We start from the raw sequence: 17,195 nt of genomic DNA, 5'->3' as shown, positions 1-17,195 counted from the left end.
TCAGGCCGCCTCGGACTTGCGCGACTGGCGCTTGCGCTCGTGCGGGTCGAGGTGGCGCTTGCGCAGGCGGATCGACTTCGGCGTGACCTCGACCAGCTCGTCGTCCTGGATGTAGGCGATCGCCTGCTCCAGCGTCATCCGCCGCGGCGGAGTCAGGCGGATGCCCTCGTCCTTGCCGGAGGCGCGGAAGTTGGTCAGCTGCTTGGATTTCAGCGGGTTGACCTCGAGATCCTGCGGTTTCGCATTCTCGCCGATGATCATGCCCTCGTAGAGCTTCTCGCCGGGCGCGATGAACAGGATGCCGCGCTCCTCGAGCATGTTGAGCGCATAGGGAACCGCCTCGCCCTGCTCCATCGAGATCAGCACGCCGTTCTGGCGGCCGGTGATCGGGCCCTTGTACGGACCGTATTTCTCGAACAGCCGGTTCATGATGCCGGTACCGCGGGTGTCGGACAGGAACTCGCCGTGATAGCCGATCAGGCCACGCGACGGGGCCGAGAAAGTCAGCCGGGTCTTGCCGCCGCCCGAGGGACGCATGTCGGTCATCTCGGCCTTGCGCAGCGCCATCTTCTCGACGACCGTGCCCGAATGCTCGTCGTCGACATCGACGACGACCGTCTCGTACGGCTCTTCGCGGCCGCTGGGGCCGTCGCGGAACAGCACGCGCGGACGGCTGATCGACAGCTCGAAGCCTTCGCGGCGCATCGTCTCGATGAGGACCCCCAACTGAAGCTCGCCGCGGCCGGCGACTTCGAAGGCGTCATTGTCATGCGCGGTGGTGACCCGGATCGCGACGTTGGTTTCGGCTTCGCGCTCGAGCCGATCGCGAATGACGCGGCTCTGCACCTTGTCGCCATCCTTGCCGGCATAAGGGCTGTCATTGACCGCGAAGCTCATCGCCAGGGTCGGCGGATCGATCGGCCGCGAGGCGACCGGCGTGGTCACCCCCGGCGCTGCGATGGTGTTTGACACGGTCGCCTTGGTGAGGCCCGCAATCGCGACGATGTCGCCGGCCTCCGCATGCTCGACCGGAACCCGCTCGAGGCCGCGGAAGGCGAACACCTTGGTGGCGCGGCCCGCCTCGACCGGCTTGCCGTCGATGTCGATCGCGCTGATCGGCATGTTGACGTCAAGCTTGCCGCTTTCGATGCGGCCGGTGAGGATGCGGCCGAGGAACGGATCGCGATCGAGCAACGTGGCGAGCATCCGGAAGTCGCCATTCTTGTCGAGGCCCGGATCGGGAACGTGATCGACGATCTTCTGGAACAGCGGCTTGAGATCGCCCGAGCGGACGTCGTCGGTGAGGCCGGCATAGCCGGCGCGGCCGGACGCGTAGAGGACCGGAAAATCGAGCTGCTCGTCATTGGCGTCGAGGCTCAGGAACAATTCAAAACATTCGTCGAGCACTTCCGCCGGGCGCGCATCGGGGCGATCGATCTTGTTGACCACGACGATCGGCTTGAGGCCGAGGCCGAGCGCCTTCCCGGTGACGAACTTGGTCTGCGGCATCGGCCCTTCGGCGGCATCGACGAGCAGGATGACGCCGTCGACCATCGACAGGATCCGCTCCACCTCGGCGCCGAAATCGGCGTGGCCGGGCGTATCGACAATGTTGATCCGGGCAGCTTCGCCATCGGCCGCGGTCCACTCGACCGAGGTGCACTTGGCGAGAATGGTGATCCCCCGCTCCTTCTCGAGATCGTTCGAGTCCATCGCGCGCTCTTCGACACGCTGATTGTCACGGAAGGTGCCGGACTGGCGGAACAGCTGGTCGACCAGCGTGGTCTTGCCGTGATCGACGTGCGCAATGATCGCCACGTTGCGGAGGCTCATTAGAATAGGTCCTGTCAGGATAGGGATTTCGCGCGCCTATACACACGACAATGCGGCGTGACTAGGGCATGATCGCCAGCGGTGGAAGCCCGGCGGGCTTCCACCGCTGGCGTGAATCATGCCCTATCAATTGGTTCAGACCAACATTCACGTTTCAGGCTTGATCGGCCTGAAACGATCTTGGTCTAGGGCAACACCGGGAGAGATGGGGAGCTGTTGCCGGATCGCAAGGGCAATAGGCTATTCGCGGGGCGGCGGATTGGCGAGCCGCCACGCGAGCAGGCACCAGCCGGCGATCATCAGCAGCCCCCCAATCGGAGTCACCGCACCCAGCCAACGTGCTCCCGTCAGCGCCATGGCGTAGAGCGAACCGGCAAAGATCAGGGTACCGGCCGCAATCAGGCCCGCCGGTAGCCCGGTGCGCACCGACCGGAAGGCGGCGATCGCAAGCAAGGCGATCGCATGCCACATCTGGTATTGCACGCCGGTCTGCCACCAGCTCAGCGCCTCGACATCGAGCACGGACCGAAGCCCATGCGCGCCGAACGCGCCGAGCGCGACGCCGAGCCCGGCAAGCAAGGCGCCGAGGAGCGCGATCGTCCTGAATCGATTCCCGTCGGTCACCACTCGGACATAGGCCAGCCGCGCTGCCTTGGCCAAGCCCCGGGGGTCGCCTTGCTCTGGGCGCTTGGCTATGGAGCCGCGATGAATGGAGCCCAGTTCATGATCTCTGGCCTGCTGGGCCGCAGCCCTGCTCCGGCGGCACGAAAGCGGCTGAGCCTGCTCGGTGCGATCGCTCTCTTGCTATTCGGCGCAGGCATCGCCTTGGCCCAGCAGCGTCCCATCGCCGAACTCAACGCCGATCTGCAGAAGATCGAGAACGACATTCACGCGATCGACCGCGCGCTCGACGGAAGAATCGACGAGAAGCAGCGTCAGCTCGTCCGCGGCCAGGCGGTCGGCGCGCGCGATGCGGCCGGTGAAGCAACCGCCGGGCTTCAGGAGCAGCTTGCCCTCGTCGAAGCGAAGATCACGGAGCTTGGGCCGGTGCCGCCGGGAACGGCGGAGGCCGCGGACATTCGCGCCCAGCGCGCGAGCCTCGGCCAACAACGCGCGACTCTCGATTCGGCGGTCAAACGCGGCAAGCTTCTGGGGCTGGAAGCGCAGCAGCTGATCGACGAGGTCGACCAGAGCCAGGCAGAGCAGTTCAACCGCAACATCTCCGCGCGGGCCGCCTCGCCGCTCTCGCCCGGCTTCTGGAAAGCGTTGGTCGCCGCCTTTCCGCGCGATTTCCGGCGTGTGGCCGGGTTCGTGGCCGCGAATCCCGAACCGAGGTCGACCGCCCTGCCTTGGCAGGCCCTGCTGGCGACGGTCGCCGCTTTGCTGATCCTGTTGCCGGGACGGATGTCCGCCCACAGATTGAGTCGAAGGCTGCTCGTCGAAGGCGCGCCCGGCCACCGGGTCCGCCGGTCGGTCGCCGCGCTTGCGCGCGTGCTGATCGGGACCCTCGCACCGTTGCTCGCCACGCTGTGCTTCATCCAGGGGCTGCGCTGGGCGAACCTCACCCCGGCTCGCTGGAACGAACTGCTCGACGCGCTCACCATCGCCGCGACCTTCGCTGGGTTCACCGCATCGACTCTCGGCGCGGTGTTGATGCGCAATCAGGCCTCGTGGCGGCTGGCCCCGATCAGCGACGCAGTCGCCGGACGGTTGCGGCCCTTCTCGTGGCTGCTCGCCGGTCTCGCCTTCTTCAGCATCCTGCTCGAGGCGTTCAACGAGGCGGTCGGTGCCAGCCACGCGGCCAATGCCGCGCTCCAGGCGGCCGAGACCTTGCTGCACCTGCTGGTGATCGGCGGCGCTCTGCTCGCCATTGGAAGGTTGCGGGCAGCCCGTGCCGACGACGAGGAGAATGCGCCGGGCCGCGCGGGTCTCGGCGCCATTACGCTGTTGCTGTGGCTGCTGCTCGCGCTGGCGCTGATCGGCCTGTTCGCCGGCTTCATCGGCTTCGGCTTGTTCATCGTCCAGATCATCGCCTGGACGATCGTGCTCGGCTCCGCCGTCTACCTGCTGATGACCGCGATCGACGACATCGCCACCACCCTTTTCGTGCGCGGCAGCCCGGTTGGGCTTGCGCTCACCCGAGGCCTGGGCATCCGCCCCAGTGCGATCGACCAGTTCGGCGTGCTGCTGTCGGGAACGCTGCGGCTGGCGCTCGCCCTCGTCGCCCTCGGCCTGCTGCTGACCCCGTTCGGCGCCGGCACCGGCGTCGAGACCCTGTTCGGCCGGCTAGGCCTCCTCGCCCAGGGTTTCGAGCTCGGCGGCGTCGCCATTTCTCCAGGCGCGATCCTGCGCGGACTGATCGTGCTGTTCATCGGCCTCGGCCTCGTGCGCGCGTTCATGCATTGGCTTGACGCCCGCTATCTGCCCGCGACCGATCTCGACGGCAGCGGCCGCAATTCGGTGAGTCTTGTCGCGCGTTATGTCGGCATCGCTTTGGCCGCGATCTGGGCACTCGCCTCGTTGGGCATCGGCGTCGAGCGTATCGCCCTTCTGCTCTCGGCGCTGTCGGTAGGCATCGGCTTCGGCCTGCAAGCAATCACCTCGAATTTCGTTTCCGGACTGATCCTGTTGGCAGAGCGGCCGATCAAGATTGGCGACTGGATCCGGGTCGGCACCGACGAGGGCGACGTCAAACGAATCAGCGTGAGGTCGACCGAAATCGCGCTCGCCGATCACTCGACGCTGATCGTGCCCAATTCCGAACTGATCACCAAGTCGGTGATCAACAAGACACTGGCGAGCCCGCTCGGGCGGATCCAGATCCAGTTCTCCGTGCCCATCGACAGCGATGCCGATCGGGTGCGGCAGCTCGTTGCCGAGGCGTTCGAGGCCGAGCCGACGGTGCTCGCCGATCCCGCGCCGGCGATCTTCATCGACGCGGTGGCGGACGGCCGAATTGCGTTCAACTGCTTCGCCCATGTCGGCAGCCCACGCGACGCCTATCCCGCGCGCAGCGCGATCCTGTTCGCTCTGCTCGCCCGCTTTCGCGCCGAAGGGATCGAGGTCGGCACCATTCCGCAGCGCGTGGAATTCGTCGATTCACGCCACCCCGAACGCGGCACCCTCCGCGACGAGGACAAGGATCCGCCGCCGGTCGGCGCCTCCGGCTGAGCCGGATCGGGCGCCGTTCAGCGCCTTGCCCAGAGCGTATCGGAAAGGCCGCGCCGCGCCAGCAGCTTCGCCACCCCCGCATCGGCCGAGCGACGGACGGCGCTTTGGCAATCGGTCACGGCCCAGAAGGTGGGGTGGTCCATCGGCGGCGGCGCGCCGCACATCCGGCCCGCGGCGGCGCGAACCCGGGCGTCGAAGGCGGCAAGGCCGGCGGGTGTCGCCAGATCGAGGTCGCCGATCCGAATGGCGGCCGAGGGCGTCTCGGCCGCCAGCGCCGGAGACGCCAGCCCGATCGCGAGCAGGGAGACAAGCTTGAACATTTTGTGATCCTGACGTCGGCACGCGACCAAATGCCGCGCGTCTTGCGGACCATCGCAGTCTCGTATGCTTCAGCGCACGCCCCTTGCGACATCTGACGCGATCGGCGCTGCAAACGGCGCACGCGTCCGACGAACGGGCGGCCTGGATCGACGGACGCACGCCGCTTTAATCGGGATCCTCTTCGTCCGGGCTGCGCATCGGCCCGAACAGAACGTCGATTGCGTAGCCGGTGAGCGGCACCGTCTCGCCATGCCGGAGGTAGAGATCCTGCGGCATGTTCTCCAACTCGACAGCATGCGCGACCGCGCTCTTGTAGAGCGGCAGCTTCAACATCAGCCTCAACCGCGCGCCCGGCTGCTTCAGGCGATCGACGATGAACTGGAACCGGTCCTGGCTGATCAGAAGCCGGCCGCACAGCCGTTCGCCGGAGCCCTGCTCGGAGCCTGCGTCCTCGGCTGGCGGACGGTGGCTGACGGCACCGCTGCTGGTGCCGTCCTGAGTCGCCTGGATGTCGAGCTCGAGATCGGCCGCGATCGCATGCTCGCCCTCGGCGCGAAGCGCGTGGAGGCGTCGCCGGGAATTTCGAAGCCGGCACCGGAGCACGCTGGTCGGCGGGCGGTTCGGCACCGGATAATAAGCCTTGCTGGATTGGCCGATCGGTGCCCCGGTGCCTTCGACGATCAGCCAGTCGTCGACCTGGAAGGTTATTGCGGTCTCACGCGGCGTCATTCGTCCAGCAAGGTCGACCACGTCTGCGCTGCGCAGGAACACGCCCTCGCCGGTCTCGATGAAGGTCTTCTTGACCATCTTGCCGCCTCGTTATTGCTGCTCGAAGCACCTTGGAGCATCGCACGATGCTCCTCTCCCGAGACGAAGCTATGCGCCGAAGCCGTCGTCAGGAAAACGAACAATGTCGCTCAGCGAGTGCGGAAAAACCGATCAGAAGAGCCGAGATCGCGTAAGCAGAGGCACGAGCCGAGAGGCGGTCGAAATCGGGGAGCAGGGATGGACTGGTTCGAGCGCCTGACGGGATTCGCTGAAATGCCCTATTCCGAGACGCAACGTCGGCTCGAGGCGGCAGACGGATACCTACGCTCACAGATCAATGGCCGCACCTATGGGGCAGGCTTCTTGAGCATGCCGAGCCTCGGCGAACTGCGCGCCGCTTCCGCGGCGCGTCGGAGCAAGGGCCGCCTGCGGCTCAGCACCTGCTCTGGCGACGTGCGGCGGATGCACGCCGATCCAAACAATGCCGGGGCGCTGTTCCAGGTCGCATCCCAGTTCAATCTTCTCGAGATGACCGGCCCCGAAATAAGTCCGGAGGACGGCGTCACCCGGTATCGATGGGATCACACTCAGGGACCGGCCTGCGCTATGGCGGCCGGCGCTGCGACGATCTACCGCAACTACCTCGTCCCGGTTGGCGGTCAGACCGGGCAGACGCGGAACCGACAGCTGAATGCCCTCGATCAATTCGAGCGCAGGCTTGCTGAAGACATCGACACTGCGGGCGCTCCACCTTGGTCTATGGAGAACGGCTATGCGCTGCCGAGCGACAGCGACTTGCAGCGTATTTCGGAATGGTTGACCCATGCCGATCCCAACGCGCTCGACGAGCTCCGCGCGTGCTTGAAGATCGGACTGCACGAGGATGTCGAAGTCACCGACGTTCAGCCCGGCCCCCGAGTCTCGCAGGCCTTCTGTTCGGCAATGCCAGTCAGTTATTCGGGCTTGCAGCCGGCGCTCTGGCGGCCGCTTGCCACTCTCGTCCTGGAAGCGGCCTATGAGGCGACACTGCACGCCGCGGCCCGCATGGCTGCCGAGGGCGGGTCCAACCGCGTGCTGCTCACGCGCCTCGGCGGTGGCGCGTTCGGGAACGCGGCATCATGGATCGACCACGCGATCGTGCGGGCTGTCGGGCTATTTGCCCAGCACGACCTCGACGTGGTGTTCGTCAGCTTTTCGGAGCCCGATCCCTTCGAGCTGCGACTCATCGAGGACTATGCGGGCCGTTCGGGAGCGTGATCCCGTTTCTCGCGCGACGCACTCACAGAGCCCGATACATGACCAGCGCGTCGACGAAACCATGGGCCGGGTGTCGGAATGCCTCCGGCAGGCGGCCGACGATGTCGAAGCCGAGCGACTGCCACAGCCGCACTGCGCGATCGTTGGTGCTGACGACGAAGTTGAACTGCATCGCTCGGAAGCCCCTAGCACGCGCCCGTTCCAGCGAATGCTCGGCCATTCGCCGGGCGACGCCCCGGCCGGTCGCCGCAGCCGCGGTCATGTAGCCGCAATTGCAGACGTGGCCGCCGCCGCCTGCCTGATTTGATCGAAGGTAATAGGTGCCGAGGCTGACGCCGCTCTCCTCGGCGACGAACGTCTCCTTGTCCGCAGCACACCAGTAAGCGAGCGCGTCGGCCTCGGTCATCGCCGGATCGAGCGCATAGGTCTCGCCCGCGCGGATCGTCGGCATGATGATCGCTGCGATGGCTTCGGCATCGCGCGGCTCGGCCATCCTGATGTCCATGGCTCCGGATTAGGCTGCCCCGCCGAGCGGCACAACGGCGCGCCGCAGCTTCTAGCGGTAGAGTCTGGCTGCTGCATCCGGGCTGAGGCCGAGCCGCCACAAGGCGAGAATCGAGAGGTTGCGAGCCGATCGGCGCAGCCAGCCGTCGCGGCGCCATCGAACGGCGGAAGTGATCGCATCGGCGGCGAGCGGGATCGGCCGCGGCAGCCGCTGGAGAAGATCGACATCCTCCAGCAGCGGCAGCGGACGATAGCCGCCCGCAGCGTCGTAGAGAGTGCGCGAGACCAGCAGCCCCTGATCGCCATAGGGAAGACCGAGCAGCCGCACGCGCAGCGCTACGCCGCGCTCGATCACGCGCGCCTGCCAGGCTGGATCATCGAGGCGGAACCGCAGGCATGCGGGCCGATCGGGACGGGTGGCGACGTGATCCTCCACAGCAATGCGCCAGCCGCTCGCGACGACCGTGTCCGCATGCAGAAACAAGAGCCAGTCGCCGGTCGCGGCGCCGGCGCCGGCACGAAGCTGAACACCCCTGCCCCGCGGAGCAGCGACGATCTCCGCGCCGGCCCCCGCCGCGATCGCCCGAGTTTCGTCCCTGGAGCCGCCATCCACGACGATCAACTGGTCGACCGCGCCGAGCGCGGCGAGGCAGGCCGGCAAGGTCTGCGCCGCATCGAGCGTCGGCACGACCACGCTCAGCCGGAACAGCTCGCGCCCCCGAGTACGCAGAATTTGGCGCAATGCGGATGGTTGAGCATGACCCTCCGCGACGCTTCGGCCAGCGTCTCGCCGAGCGCGAATTGCGGATCGTAGGGGAGCAGGGTGCAGGCCACGACATGCGGCCGGTCGGCCCCGCGCGGCTTCACCACCATCCGGCTCGATGCGCACATCAGCGCATCGGGCGAGAGATGGAGAATGCCCCAGCAGGCCTCGGTGATTTCCGGCACGTCGGCGGCTGCGTCCATCGGCGGGAACAGGACCAGCCCGGCATCGATCCGCAGGCCAAGGCCGTCGAACAGGCGCTGATAGCCGGCGCGCGCCTCGCTTTCGGGCTCGCCCGGCAGGCTCCGCCCGGCCACGGCAAGGCGGAAGCCGCCGTCCGAGAGCCAGCGCAGGCCGTCCAGCGCCTTGGCCCACGTGCCGGCGCCCCGCTCCGCCTCGTGTACGCTCCGGCTATGGTGATCGAGGCTGACCCGCATCGTCAGCGCCCGGCCGGCAAGCGGCTGCAGCGCAGCCTCGAAGCGCCGCATCGGCCGCATCGCGTTGGTCAGAACCAGCACTTCGAAACCGCGCGCAAGCGCCGCCTCGATCATCGGCACGATGTCGGGATTCATGAACGGCTCGCCACCGGTGAAGCCGATCTCCCGCGTGCCGAGCGCCGCCGCCTCGTCCAGATAGGCTTCGGCTTCTGCGAGGCTCAGGTAGACGAGCGCGTCGTTGCGCGGGCTGCTTTCGATATAGCAGCTGGTGCAGGCGAGGTTACACAGGGTGCCGGTATTCAGCCACAAAGTGTCGAGCCGGCGCAGCATCACCGAAGCGCGGCGATCGCCCTTGGCGGTGACGAGCGGGTCCCGGAACTTGGCCGGATCGAGCGGGCGCACGGCCGGATCGGCGAAGGGTGACGGCGCGGGCACGATCCTGGTGGCGATGTCCCCCTCCTTTGGGTGGGATGGTATGAGGCCACCTGCCCTGTTAAGCCTCCGGTGCACGGGCGGGAAGGTCAAGAATGAAGCGGTACGGCAGATTGATCGTCTTGCTGCTGGTCGTCGCACTCGCGGTCGCCTTTTTCCTGTCGCCGCTGCGCGACTGGCTGACCCTGGCCAGGCTCAAGGACAGCCGCGAGGCCATCCAGGCTTTGATCGCAGCGCAGCCGCTCGCCGCCGCCGCCGCCTTCTTCCTGCTCTACGTCGCGGTTACCGCCCTGTCTCTGCCGGGCGCCGCCATCCTGACGCTGGCGGCCGGCGCCCTGTTCGGTCTGTGGGAAGGTCTGTTCCTTGCCTCCTTCGCCTCGGCGCTCGGCGCTTCCCTGTCCTTCCTCGGCGCCCGCTATCTGCTGCGGGACTGGGTGACCCGGCGGTTCGGCGCCAGGCTGCGCGCGATCGACGAGGGCATCGATCAGGACGGGATCTTCTATCTGCTGACGCTGCGCCTCAACCCGGCGATCCCCTTCTTCCTGATCAACCTGGGCATGGGCCTCACCGGCATGCGACTGCTGACCTATTGGCTGGTCAGCCAGATCGGAATGCTTCCCGGCACGTTCGTCTACGTCAATGCCGGTACCCAGATCGGCCGGATCGAGAGCAGCGGCGACATCCTCTCGGGCGGACTTCTCGGCGCCTTCGTGCTGCTCAGCCTGTTTCCGCTGCTCGCCAAAGGCATCGTCGGCTGGCTGCGCAAGCGCCGCGTCTACAAGGGCTGGACGAAGCCGAAGCGCTTCGATCGCAACCTGATCGTGATCGGCGCGGGCGCGGGCGGGCTGGTCACCAGCCTGATCGGCGCGACCGTGCGTGCCAAAGTGACCCTGATCGAGGCCGGCGAGATGGGGGGCGACTGCCTCAATACCGGCTGCGTTCCGTCCAAGGCGCTGATCGCCAGTGCCAAGGTCGCCCACGCCGCCCGCGACGGCGGCCGCTTCGGTGTGCACGCCTCGGACGTGCGGATCGATTTCCGCGCCGTCATCGAGCGGGTCCATGAAGCGATCCGGATCATCGCGCCGGCGGACAGCGTCGAACGCTATAGCGGCCTGGGCGTCGACGTCCGCCAGGGTCACGCCCGCATCATCGATCCCTGGACGGTCGAGATCGACGGCGGCGAACGGCTTACGGCCCGCGCGATCGTGATCGCCGCGGGCGGGACGCCGTTCGTTCCCGATCTGCCGGGCCTCGCCGCTTCGGGCTATCTCACCAGCGACACGATGTGGGAGCGGCTGCGCGGGCGCGACGACGTTCCGCGGCGCATCCTCATCCTCGGCGGCGGTCCGATCGGCACCGAGCTCGCCCAGGCCTTCGCCCGGCTGGGCGCTCAGGTCGTCCAGATCGAGCATGGCCCGCGCTTGCTATCCAAGGAGGATCCCGAAGTTTCCACCTTGGTGGAGGACCGGCTCCGCGCCGACGGGGTCGACATCCGCACCGGCTGCAAGGCCGTCCGCGTCGAAGACAAGGTGCTGGTTGCCGAATGCGGCGGCGCGGAAGTGCGGCTGGAGTTCGACGAACTGATCGTCGCGGTCGGCCGCCGCGCCCGCCTGACCGGCTACGGACTCGAAGAACTCGGCGTCGATATCGACGCCCGCCCCCTGGTCAATCCGTGGCTCGAAACACGCTTCCCCAACATCTATGCGGTCGGCGACGTCACCAACACCATGCAGTTCACCCACCTCGCCGCGCACCACGCCTGGTATGCTGCGGTCAACGCACTGTTCGGCAGCGTCCGCCGCTTCAAGCTCGACGTTTCCGTGCTGCCCTGGGTCACCTATACCGATCCGGAAGTCGCTCACGTCGGCCACAACGAGCAGTCCGCCGCCGAGGCCGGTGTGGCCTACGAGACCCACCGCTACGATCTGTCCCACCTCGACCGCGCCGTATCCGACGGTGCGCGCGATGGCTTCGTCAAGTTGCTGGTGCAACCCGGCAAGGATCGTATCCTCGGCGCGACCATCGTCGGCGCCAATGCCGGGGAGACCTTGGCCGAGATCGTGCTGGCGATGCGCCACGGCCTCGGACTCAACAAGATCCTCGCTACCATCCATGCATATCCGACGATGGCCGAAGCCAACAAATATGCCGCCGGCGAGTGGAAGAAGGCGCACAAGCCGGAATGGGCGCTGGCGCTCGCCGAACGCTGGCACCGCCGGCGCCGCGGGTGAACGCCCGGATACTTCTCTTCGCCAAGGCGCCGGTCGCCGGACGGGTGAAGACGCGGCTCATACCAACCCTCGGCGCGGACGGTGCTGCCCGGCTGGCGCGGCGCATGCTCTCCCGCACCCTCTCCGCCGCGCGAGCCAGCGGGATTGCGGTCGAACTCTGCGGCGATCCGGATCCGGCGTGCTGGGGGCCGCTCTCGTTCGGCATCTCCCTCTCGGTGCAAGGGGACGGCGATCTCGGCCAACGCCTGGCTCATGCCGCAAGCCGCACGATCGAACGCGGCCAGGCCGCCCTGCTGATCGGTGCCGACTGCCCTGGGCTCGATGCCGCGCATCTGCGCGCCGCGGCCGCCGCGCTCGAGGCAGTCGATGCGGTGATCCATCCCGCCGAAGACGGCGGCTACGTGCTGCTCGGGCTGCGCCGCTTCCACTCCTCCCTGTTCGAGGACATTGCGTGGAGCAGCGACCAGGTCGCGCGCCAGACGATCGCGCGGGTCGAAGCGCTCGGCTGGAGCCTCGAGGTGCGGGACACGCTCCGCGACATAGACGAGCCGGACGATCTGGGTGCGCTCCCGCCGGAGCTGCGCCCGGTGACGGCGATTGCGGGCGCCGACACCGCCCGCTAACCCGCCGTCGATGACCCTTGCTTTGCCGCCTTATGCCGAACTGCTCGGCCTCAGCACCCGCCGCGACGACGATGGCGGCCTGCTCTGGGTGATGCCGTTCCGGGATCAGGTCATCGGGCGACCGGGTTTCCTGCACGGCGGCGCGATCGCCGGCCTGCTCGAATTTGCCGCTCTCGGTACTCTCTACGAGGCGTTGGCCGGGCAGACCGGCGTCCGGCCCAAGCCGATCAACGTCAGCGTCGATTTCATGCGCGGCGGCACCGATACCGAGACCTACGCCGCCGCGGTGATCACCCGGCTCGGCAAGCGAGTCGCCAATGTCGAGGCGCATGCCTGGCAGCAGGACCGTGGCCGGCCGATCGCGGCGGCCCGGATGAACCTGCTGCTGAGCCGCGCGGAGCCCAACACCCGCCAGGATTGAGCAGGCACCGTTCGGCCGCATTGCCTTTTGCAATTGGTCTGGTCGACTTCGCTATTGCCTTCTGCGATTGTACAAAGGCTTATCAGCCGTCGTGGGAGGCAAGTCTGAGCAAATTCGCCGACATTCAAAAGTTCATCGATGCGTCCCGGGCGGTGCGCGGACCGCGAGCGCTTGAATCCCTGCTGGGCGACGTCGCGCGCCAGATGGGCTTCGACCATTTTGCCCTCATGCATCATGTCGATCTCGCGCCCTATCGCACCGGCCTCGACCATATGGAGCGGGGCGAGATGGTCGCGATCAGCGATTATCCGTCCGCTTGGATCGAGGAATATGTTCGCCGCAACATCGTCGCGGACGATCCGGTTCTGCTTGCAAGCCGCCACAGCATCGTCGGATTCGCGTGGGATCGGATGCCCGATCTGATCACCCTGACCATGGAACATCGCGCCTTGATGGAGGACACCCACCGTGCCGGCATCGGCGACGGCTATACCGTTCCGGCCCACATTCCCGGTGAAGCCGCGGGCTCTTGCACGTTCGCGACACGGACCGGGCGCGCCTTGCCCGTCCACAATCTCGCCATGGCGCAGCTCGTCGGCGCTTATGCCTTCCAGGCGGCGCGGACGATGGTGATCAACGCGCGTCGGCATCCGGCGGCGCAGCCCCCCAGGCCCCGCCTCACCGATCGCCAGCTGCAATGCACGGTGATGGTCGGACGCGGGATGACCGAGCGGGAGATCGCCCGGCGGCTCGGCATCTCGGACGAGACCGTCAAGCGTCACCTCAAGGAGGCCCGCCAGGTCTACGAGGTGTCGAAGAGCATCGAGCTCGTGACCAGGGCTCTGCACGACGGCCAGATCAGCCTCTTCGACCTGGTCCGCGATTGACCGGTTTTTTCGGCGATGACCCTTTGGGGGGAGAGACGACCAACTTGAAATCACGGACTTTACCCGGGGGAAAGGGGAGCAGGACCGACTTGCGCCTCGTTCATGCCGGCCCCGACACTCACCTTCCCGAACCAGGCGTCGGCGACCCGACGACCGCAAAGCTTCGGCCCGACGTTGCCCGTGTTACCGCGCATGATCTGGTCGGGGTTCGCGGTCGCGGCGGTCTCCTTCACGCAACCTCCACCATCGACACGGACTGGAACGCCGAAAAGGTGCCTGAAAACGACTCCCGAGGACGGGATCTGCCGGACCAATCGAACGGGAAAGAAAATGCCCTGGACGGATGACGAGCCGCTGATTGCCCTGTCCAAGGCGGCCTACGACGAACTGATAGCGGATGGCCCGGCGGGCCTGCGGCGCGCCGCCGACGCGCTCGATCCCGATGCTCGGGCCCCTGCTCTGCGGCCGGAATCCGGACGGCGCGACCTCGCCCGCGTCGCCTTGCTGCTCTATCGTTTCAGGCGCTTTCGCGAGCGCGCCTTTCCGGCCGATCTGTTTGCCGATCCGGCCTGGGACATCCTGCTCAACCTCTACATCGCTGAAACGCTCGAACAGCCGGTCTCGGTGACCAGCGCGTCGATTGCCGCGGCGGCACCACCGTCAACCGGTCTTCGCCACGTCCGCCGGCTCGAGGAAGTGGGAATCATCGCCCGCGCGCTCGACCCCGACGACCGACGCCGCGCCCATCTGCGGCTGACCGAAGCCGGGACGGAGCATGTCGAGCGGGCCTTGTGCGGGATCTATCCGCTGATCGGCGCGGCCGGCTGATCCGGCCTGGCGGGTTCCGGCTTCGAGCCTCGGGATGCGTCTCCCGGCTCCGGCTTCTGGCTTCGGGGCCCAAGTTTCCGTTCGGGCTGAGCCTGTCGAAGCCCTGTCCTTCCTGGCCTCGAAAGGAAGGAAGGTCCTTCGACAAGCTCAGGACGAACGGTCTTCCATCATTGTCGAAGCCCTCCCTTCTTCCTGCCCACGCGAAACACCGATCATCCTCCAAGTCGCTCAGGACGAACGGTGTTTCACTGAGAGCCTGATCATCCTAGATTGGCCATCGGGAGATTTGGAGGCGTCGATGCGCAAGCGGGAGGGGGCCAGGGAGGACGACGCGGCCGCCATCACCTCGTCCGTGGTCCGGCGCCACCGCTTGTCGACCCGCATCTGGCACTGGACGAACGCCGTCACCGTCTTCGTCATGCTGATGAGCGGGCTGATGATCTTCAACGCGCATCCGCGTCTCTATTGGGGCAGTTATGGCGCCAATCCCGATGCCGCCTGGCTGGAGATCGGCGCGACCGCCGCGACCGGCTATATCCGGATCGGGGCGCTCCAGGCCGAGACGACCGGTCTCCTCGGCCTGTGGACCGACGGCGACGGCATCGTGCGCCGCCGTGCCTTCCCCGGCTGGGCGACCATTCCTTCCGGCTACAGTCTTGCCGCCGCGCGACGCTGGCATCTCGCCTTTGCATGGCCGCTCGGAGTCGGCCTTCTCGTCTTCTGGCTGGCCGGCCTACGCAATCGCCACCTGCGGCGCGACATCGTGCCGAGCGCCGCCGAATTGTCGCCGCGGCACATCTGGCGCGATATTGCCGATCACGCGCGTCTCCGTTTCCCCACCGGTGCTGCAGCGTTGCGCTACAACGTACTGCAGAAGCTCTCCTACGGCGGCGTGATCTTCGTGCTGCTGCCGCTGCTGGTGCTGACCGGCTGGACGATGTCGCCGGGGCTCGACGCGGCCTGGCCATGGCTGCTCGATCTGTTCGGCGGGCGACAGTCGGCGCGTTCGATCCACTTCCTGTGCGCTGGCCTGATCGCTTTGTTCATCCTCGTCCACCTGATCATGGTGGTGCTTGCCGGCCCGCTGAACGGCGTGCGCGGGATGATCAGCGGCCGCTACCGTCTGCCGACGCCGCGCGGTGGGGAGGATATCCGATGATCACCCGCCGCCGCCTGCTCGCGGTCGGCGCCGGCGGCCTGCTCCTGCCCGGCTGCGACCGTCTCGACCAAAGCGCGCGCTTCCGCGATGTGCTGCGCTCCGCCGAAGGGATGACGATGCGCGCCCAGCGCCTGGTCACCGACCGCCACGCGCTCGCCCGCGAATTCACCGCGAGCGACATGTCGCCGGTCTTCCGATCGAACGGCACCAGCATGCCCGCCAGCGAGGCGTATCGGGCACATGCCGCCAGCGGCTTCACCGACTGGCGGATCACGGTCACCGGCCTGGTGCGACGCCCGCTTTCGCTGTCCGTCGCCGCGCTACGGGCGATGCCGATCCGCACCCAGATCACCCGGCACGATTGCGTCGAGGGCTGGAGCGCGATCGGCAAGTGGCACGGCACGATGCTCAAGACGGTGCTCGACGCGGCCGGGCTTCGCGATCTGGCCCGCTTCCTCGTCTTTCACTGTGCCGACACGATCGGCGATGCCCCTTATTATGAGAGCATCGACCTGATCGACGCATTCCATCCGCAGACGATCCTTGCCTGGGGGATGAACGGCCAATTGCTGCCGATTGCCAACGGCGCGCCGGTGCGGCTGCGCGTCGAGCGCCAACTCGGCTACAAGCATGCAAAATATGTCACCGGCATCGAGGCAGTGGCGTCGCTCGCCGCGATCCACGGCGGCAAGGGCGGCTTCTGGGAAGATCGCGGCGACTATGAATGGTATGCGGGGATCTGACCGCAAAGGCTCAGCGGGCCGGGGCGATCGACACGAGTTCGACGTCGAAGACGAGATCGCTGTCCGGCGGGATGTCGCGCTTCAGATTGGGATCGCCCGGCGCATAGCGTTTTCCTTCCGGACCGTAGCCGAGATAGGCAGGGATGCGGAAACGCCAGCGATCGCCCGGCCGCATCAGCCGCACAAGTGCGCTGAAGCCGGGAATGACGCTCTTGACGGGAAAGGTCGAAAGGCCGGCGCCATCCTCGGCCGAGGTGCTGAAGATGCGGCCGTCGGCAAGCCTGCCGACATATCGGATCCGCACATCGTCGGCGCGCGTCGGATGCGCGCCCTCGCCTGATCCGGAACCCAGCACCTGATATTGCAGCCCGGGCAACTGGATCGAAGCGGGATCGGCAGCGGCCAAGGGGAAGGTCCAAAGACAAAGCCCGGCGCAGGCGAGAATGCCAAACCGCATCATGCCTCCTTCGTGCCCAGGGCAGCCCTGTTGCCGGGCAGGCCGCGGGCTGATCCCGCGGCCCGCCGCACGGCGTCAGCGCAAGGCCGAGCTTATTGCTCGTTTTCGCCGGGGACCTTGACGTCCACCGTCGGAACCTCGACCGTCTTGTTCTCGGTGCCGACATTGACCTCCGGACCGGTGACGTTGAACTCGGGCAATTGGCCGCCGCTCGCGTTGACGTCGACGTCCGGAAGCTTGGTTTCCTTGGTCTGGTCCACGTCGCATGCGCCGAGTGCCAGGCAACCGACGGCGATGATCCCTACAGCGATGGTCTTCATGAATCCTCCTTCTGGCCCTCCGGAAAACAAGACGCCCCGG

The 17,195-nt window shown here is 67.1% G+C and carries 19 protein-coding genes; 9 read left to right on the top strand and 10 right to left on the bottom strand.

Going from position 1 to position 17,195, the window contains the following annotated elements; translation table 11 throughout:
• Window positions 1-1,833 carry a translational GTPase TypA gene (gene typA / locus ETR14_RS18680; RefSeq protein WP_129387380.1) on the bottom strand — a complete coding sequence of 611 codons (1,833 nt, stop codon included), beginning with the start codon at window positions 1,831-1,833 and terminating at the stop codon, window positions 1-3.
• A gap of 240 nt (window positions 1,834-2,073) precedes the next feature.
• A complete protein-coding gene (locus ETR14_RS18675; protein ID WP_371416690.1) occupies window positions 2,074-2,493 on the bottom strand; it encodes a DUF423 domain-containing protein in 420 nt (139 codons plus the stop codon).
• Between the two features lie 63 nt (window positions 2,494-2,556).
• Here ETR14_RS18675 and ETR14_RS18670 point away from each other — a divergent pair, with 63 nt between their 5' ends.
• The gene (locus tag ETR14_RS18670; RefSeq protein ID WP_129387378.1) at window positions 2,557-5,004 is read left to right on the top strand and encodes a DUF3772 domain-containing protein; all 2,448 of its coding nucleotides are present in this window, start codon (window positions 2,557-2,559) and stop codon (window positions 5,002-5,004) included.
• Window positions 5,005-5,021: 17 nt separating this feature from the next.
• Here the strand turns inward: ETR14_RS18670 and ETR14_RS18665 are convergent, their stop codons facing one another.
• Both ETR14_RS18665 and ETR14_RS18660 read right to left on the bottom strand, forming a co-directional pair.
• On the bottom strand, window positions 5,022-5,324 hold the full coding sequence (locus ETR14_RS18665) for a UrcA family protein (RefSeq protein ID WP_129387376.1): 303 nt from the start codon (window positions 5,322-5,324) through the stop codon (window positions 5,022-5,024).
• Window positions 5,325-5,490: 166 nt separating this feature from the next.
• Complete coding sequence (locus ETR14_RS18660; protein WP_129387374.1) at window positions 5,491-6,132, bottom strand: hypothetical protein; 642 nt, start codon at window positions 6,130-6,132, stop codon at window positions 5,491-5,493.
• Between the two features lie 198 nt (window positions 6,133-6,330).
• Here ETR14_RS18660 and ETR14_RS18655 point away from each other — a divergent pair, with 198 nt between their 5' ends.
• Window positions 6,331-7,350, top strand: a complete 1,020-nt coding sequence (locus ETR14_RS18655; protein WP_206185867.1) for a hypothetical protein — start codon at window positions 6,331-6,333, stop codon at window positions 7,348-7,350.
• A gap of 22 nt (window positions 7,351-7,372) precedes the next feature.
• On the opposite strand, the gene ETR14_RS18650 is transcribed toward ETR14_RS18655, so the two are convergent.
• The 3 genes from ETR14_RS18650 to ETR14_RS18640 are packed head-to-tail and all read right to left on the bottom strand — an operon-like array spanning window position 7,373 to window position 9,489.
• Window positions 7,373-7,855, bottom strand: coding sequence for a GNAT family N-acetyltransferase (locus ETR14_RS18650; RefSeq protein WP_129387371.1), 483 nt, complete (start codon window positions 7,853-7,855; stop codon window positions 7,373-7,375).
• Window positions 7,856-7,906: 51 nt separating this feature from the next.
• Window positions 7,907-8,542, bottom strand: a complete 636-nt coding sequence (locus tag ETR14_RS18645; RefSeq protein WP_206185866.1) for a TIGR04283 family arsenosugar biosynthesis glycosyltransferase — start codon at window positions 8,540-8,542, stop codon at window positions 7,907-7,909.
• 8 nt (window positions 8,543-8,550) lie between these two features.
• Window positions 8,551-9,489: a radical SAM protein gene (locus tag ETR14_RS18640; RefSeq protein ID WP_243455580.1), complete on the bottom strand. Its 939-nt coding sequence runs from the start codon at window positions 9,487-9,489 to the stop codon at window positions 8,551-8,553.
• A 92-nt stretch (window positions 9,490-9,581) separates the two neighbouring features.
• Between ETR14_RS18640 and ETR14_RS18635 the strand changes: the two genes are divergently transcribed.
• From ETR14_RS18635 to ETR14_RS18620, 4 genes are all read left to right on the top strand, one after another.
• The gene (locus ETR14_RS18635; protein ID WP_129387369.1) at window positions 9,582-11,717 is read left to right on the top strand and encodes an FAD-dependent oxidoreductase; all 2,136 of its coding nucleotides are present in this window, start codon (window positions 9,582-9,584) and stop codon (window positions 11,715-11,717) included.
• Window positions 11,714-12,340 (top strand): TIGR04282 family arsenosugar biosynthesis glycosyltransferase, encoded by a 627-nt coding sequence (locus ETR14_RS18630; RefSeq protein ID WP_206185865.1) that lies wholly within the window; start codon window positions 11,714-11,716, stop codon window positions 12,338-12,340. Before ETR14_RS18635 ends, ETR14_RS18630 begins: the two co-directional genes overlap by 4 nt.
• 10 nt (window positions 12,341-12,350) lie before the next feature.
• A complete protein-coding gene (locus ETR14_RS18625; RefSeq protein ID WP_129387365.1) occupies window positions 12,351-12,761 on the top strand; it encodes a PaaI family thioesterase in 411 nt (136 codons plus the stop codon).
• A gap of 152 nt (window positions 12,762-12,913) precedes the next feature.
• Window positions 12,914-13,648 carry a LuxR family transcriptional regulator gene (locus ETR14_RS18620; protein WP_129387362.1) on the top strand — a complete coding sequence of 245 codons (735 nt, stop codon included), beginning with the start codon at window positions 12,914-12,916 and terminating at the stop codon, window positions 13,646-13,648.
• 59 nt (window positions 13,649-13,707) lie between these two features.
• Here ETR14_RS18620 and ETR14_RS28495 read toward each other — a convergent pair whose 3' ends face one another.
• Window positions 13,708-13,881 (bottom strand): hypothetical protein, encoded by a 174-nt coding sequence (locus tag ETR14_RS28495; protein ID WP_165356520.1) that lies wholly within the window; start codon window positions 13,879-13,881, stop codon window positions 13,708-13,710.
• Window positions 13,882-13,978: 97 nt separating this feature from the next.
• On the opposite strand from ETR14_RS28495, the gene ETR14_RS18615 reads away from it, so the two are divergent.
• The 3 genes from ETR14_RS18615 to ETR14_RS18605 all read left to right on the top strand — a co-directional run bounded on the left by ETR14_RS18615 (window position 13,979) and on the right by ETR14_RS18605 (window position 16,378).
• A complete protein-coding gene (locus ETR14_RS18615; protein ID WP_129387359.1) occupies window positions 13,979-14,476 on the top strand; it encodes a hypothetical protein in 498 nt (165 codons plus the stop codon).
• 298 nt (window positions 14,477-14,774) lie between these two features.
• Window positions 14,775-15,635 (top strand): cytochrome b/b6 domain-containing protein, encoded by an 861-nt coding sequence (locus ETR14_RS18610; protein ID WP_129387357.1) that lies wholly within the window; start codon window positions 14,775-14,777, stop codon window positions 15,633-15,635.
• Complete coding sequence (locus ETR14_RS18605) at window positions 15,632-16,378, top strand: molybdopterin-dependent oxidoreductase (protein WP_129387354.1); 747 nt, start codon at window positions 15,632-15,634, stop codon at window positions 16,376-16,378. Before ETR14_RS18610 ends, ETR14_RS18605 begins: the two co-directional genes overlap by 4 nt.
• Before the next feature lie 10 nt (window positions 16,379-16,388).
• Here the strand turns inward: ETR14_RS18605 and ETR14_RS18600 are convergent, their stop codons facing one another.
• Together ETR14_RS18600 and ETR14_RS18595 are read right to left on the bottom strand one after the other, a co-directional pair.
• Window positions 16,389-16,838 carry an FKBP-type peptidyl-prolyl cis-trans isomerase gene (locus ETR14_RS18600; protein ID WP_129387351.1) on the bottom strand — a complete coding sequence of 150 codons (450 nt, stop codon included), beginning with the start codon at window positions 16,836-16,838 and terminating at the stop codon, window positions 16,389-16,391.
• An 89-nt stretch (window positions 16,839-16,927) separates the two neighbouring features.
• Window positions 16,928-17,155: a hypothetical protein gene (locus ETR14_RS18595; protein ID WP_129387348.1), complete on the bottom strand. Its 228-nt coding sequence runs from the start codon at window positions 17,153-17,155 to the stop codon at window positions 16,928-16,930.
• Window positions 17,156-17,195: the final 40 nt, after the last annotated feature.

This window comes from Sphingosinicella sp. BN140058 (assembly GCF_004135585.1).
Classification (GTDB): Bacteria; Pseudomonadota; Alphaproteobacteria; order Sphingomonadales; family Sphingomonadaceae; genus Allosphingosinicella.
The sequence above is the reverse complement of the archived record's forward strand: the minus strand, read 5'-3'. Positions and strand labels throughout refer to the sequence as shown.

Excerpts from the sequence above, each read along its gene's own strand:
- typA (WP_129387380.1), bottom strand. The coding sequence starts at position 1,833 with ATGAGCCTCCGCAACGTGGCGATCATTGCGCACGTCGATCACGGCAAG.
- ETR14_RS18670 (WP_129387378.1), top strand. The coding sequence starts at position 2,557 with ATGATCTCTGGCCTGCTGGGCCGCAGCCCTGCTCCGGCGGCACGAAAG.
- ETR14_RS18665 (WP_129387376.1), bottom strand. The coding sequence starts at position 5,324 with ATGTTCAAGCTTGTCTCCCTGCTCGCGATCGGGCTGGCGTCTCCGGCG.
- ETR14_RS18660 (WP_129387374.1), bottom strand. The coding sequence starts at position 6,132 with ATGGTCAAGAAGACCTTCATCGAGACCGGCGAGGGCGTGTTCCTGCGC.
- ETR14_RS18655 (WP_206185867.1), top strand. The coding sequence starts at position 6,331 with ATGGACTGGTTCGAGCGCCTGACGGGATTCGCTGAAATGCCCTATTCC.
- ETR14_RS18650 (WP_129387371.1), bottom strand. The coding sequence starts at position 7,855 with ATGGACATCAGGATGGCCGAGCCGCGCGATGCCGAAGCCATCGCAGCG.
- ETR14_RS18635 (WP_129387369.1), top strand. The coding sequence starts at position 9,582 with ATGAAGCGGTACGGCAGATTGATCGTCTTGCTGCTGGTCGTCGCACTC.
- ETR14_RS18625 (WP_129387365.1), top strand. The coding sequence starts at position 12,351 with ATGACCCTTGCTTTGCCGCCTTATGCCGAACTGCTCGGCCTCAGCACC.
- ETR14_RS18615 (WP_129387359.1), top strand. The coding sequence starts at position 13,979 with ATGCCCTGGACGGATGACGAGCCGCTGATTGCCCTGTCCAAGGCGGCC.
- ETR14_RS18610 (WP_129387357.1), top strand. The coding sequence starts at position 14,775 with ATGCGCAAGCGGGAGGGGGCCAGGGAGGACGACGCGGCCGCCATCACC.
- ETR14_RS18605 (WP_129387354.1), top strand. The coding sequence starts at position 15,632 with ATGATCACCCGCCGCCGCCTGCTCGCGGTCGGCGCCGGCGGCCTGCTC.
- ETR14_RS18600 (WP_129387351.1), bottom strand. The coding sequence starts at position 16,838 with ATGATGCGGTTTGGCATTCTCGCCTGCGCCGGGCTTTGTCTTTGGACC.
- ETR14_RS18595 (WP_129387348.1), bottom strand. The coding sequence starts at position 17,155 with ATGAAGACCATCGCTGTAGGGATCATCGCCGTCGGTTGCCTGGCACTC.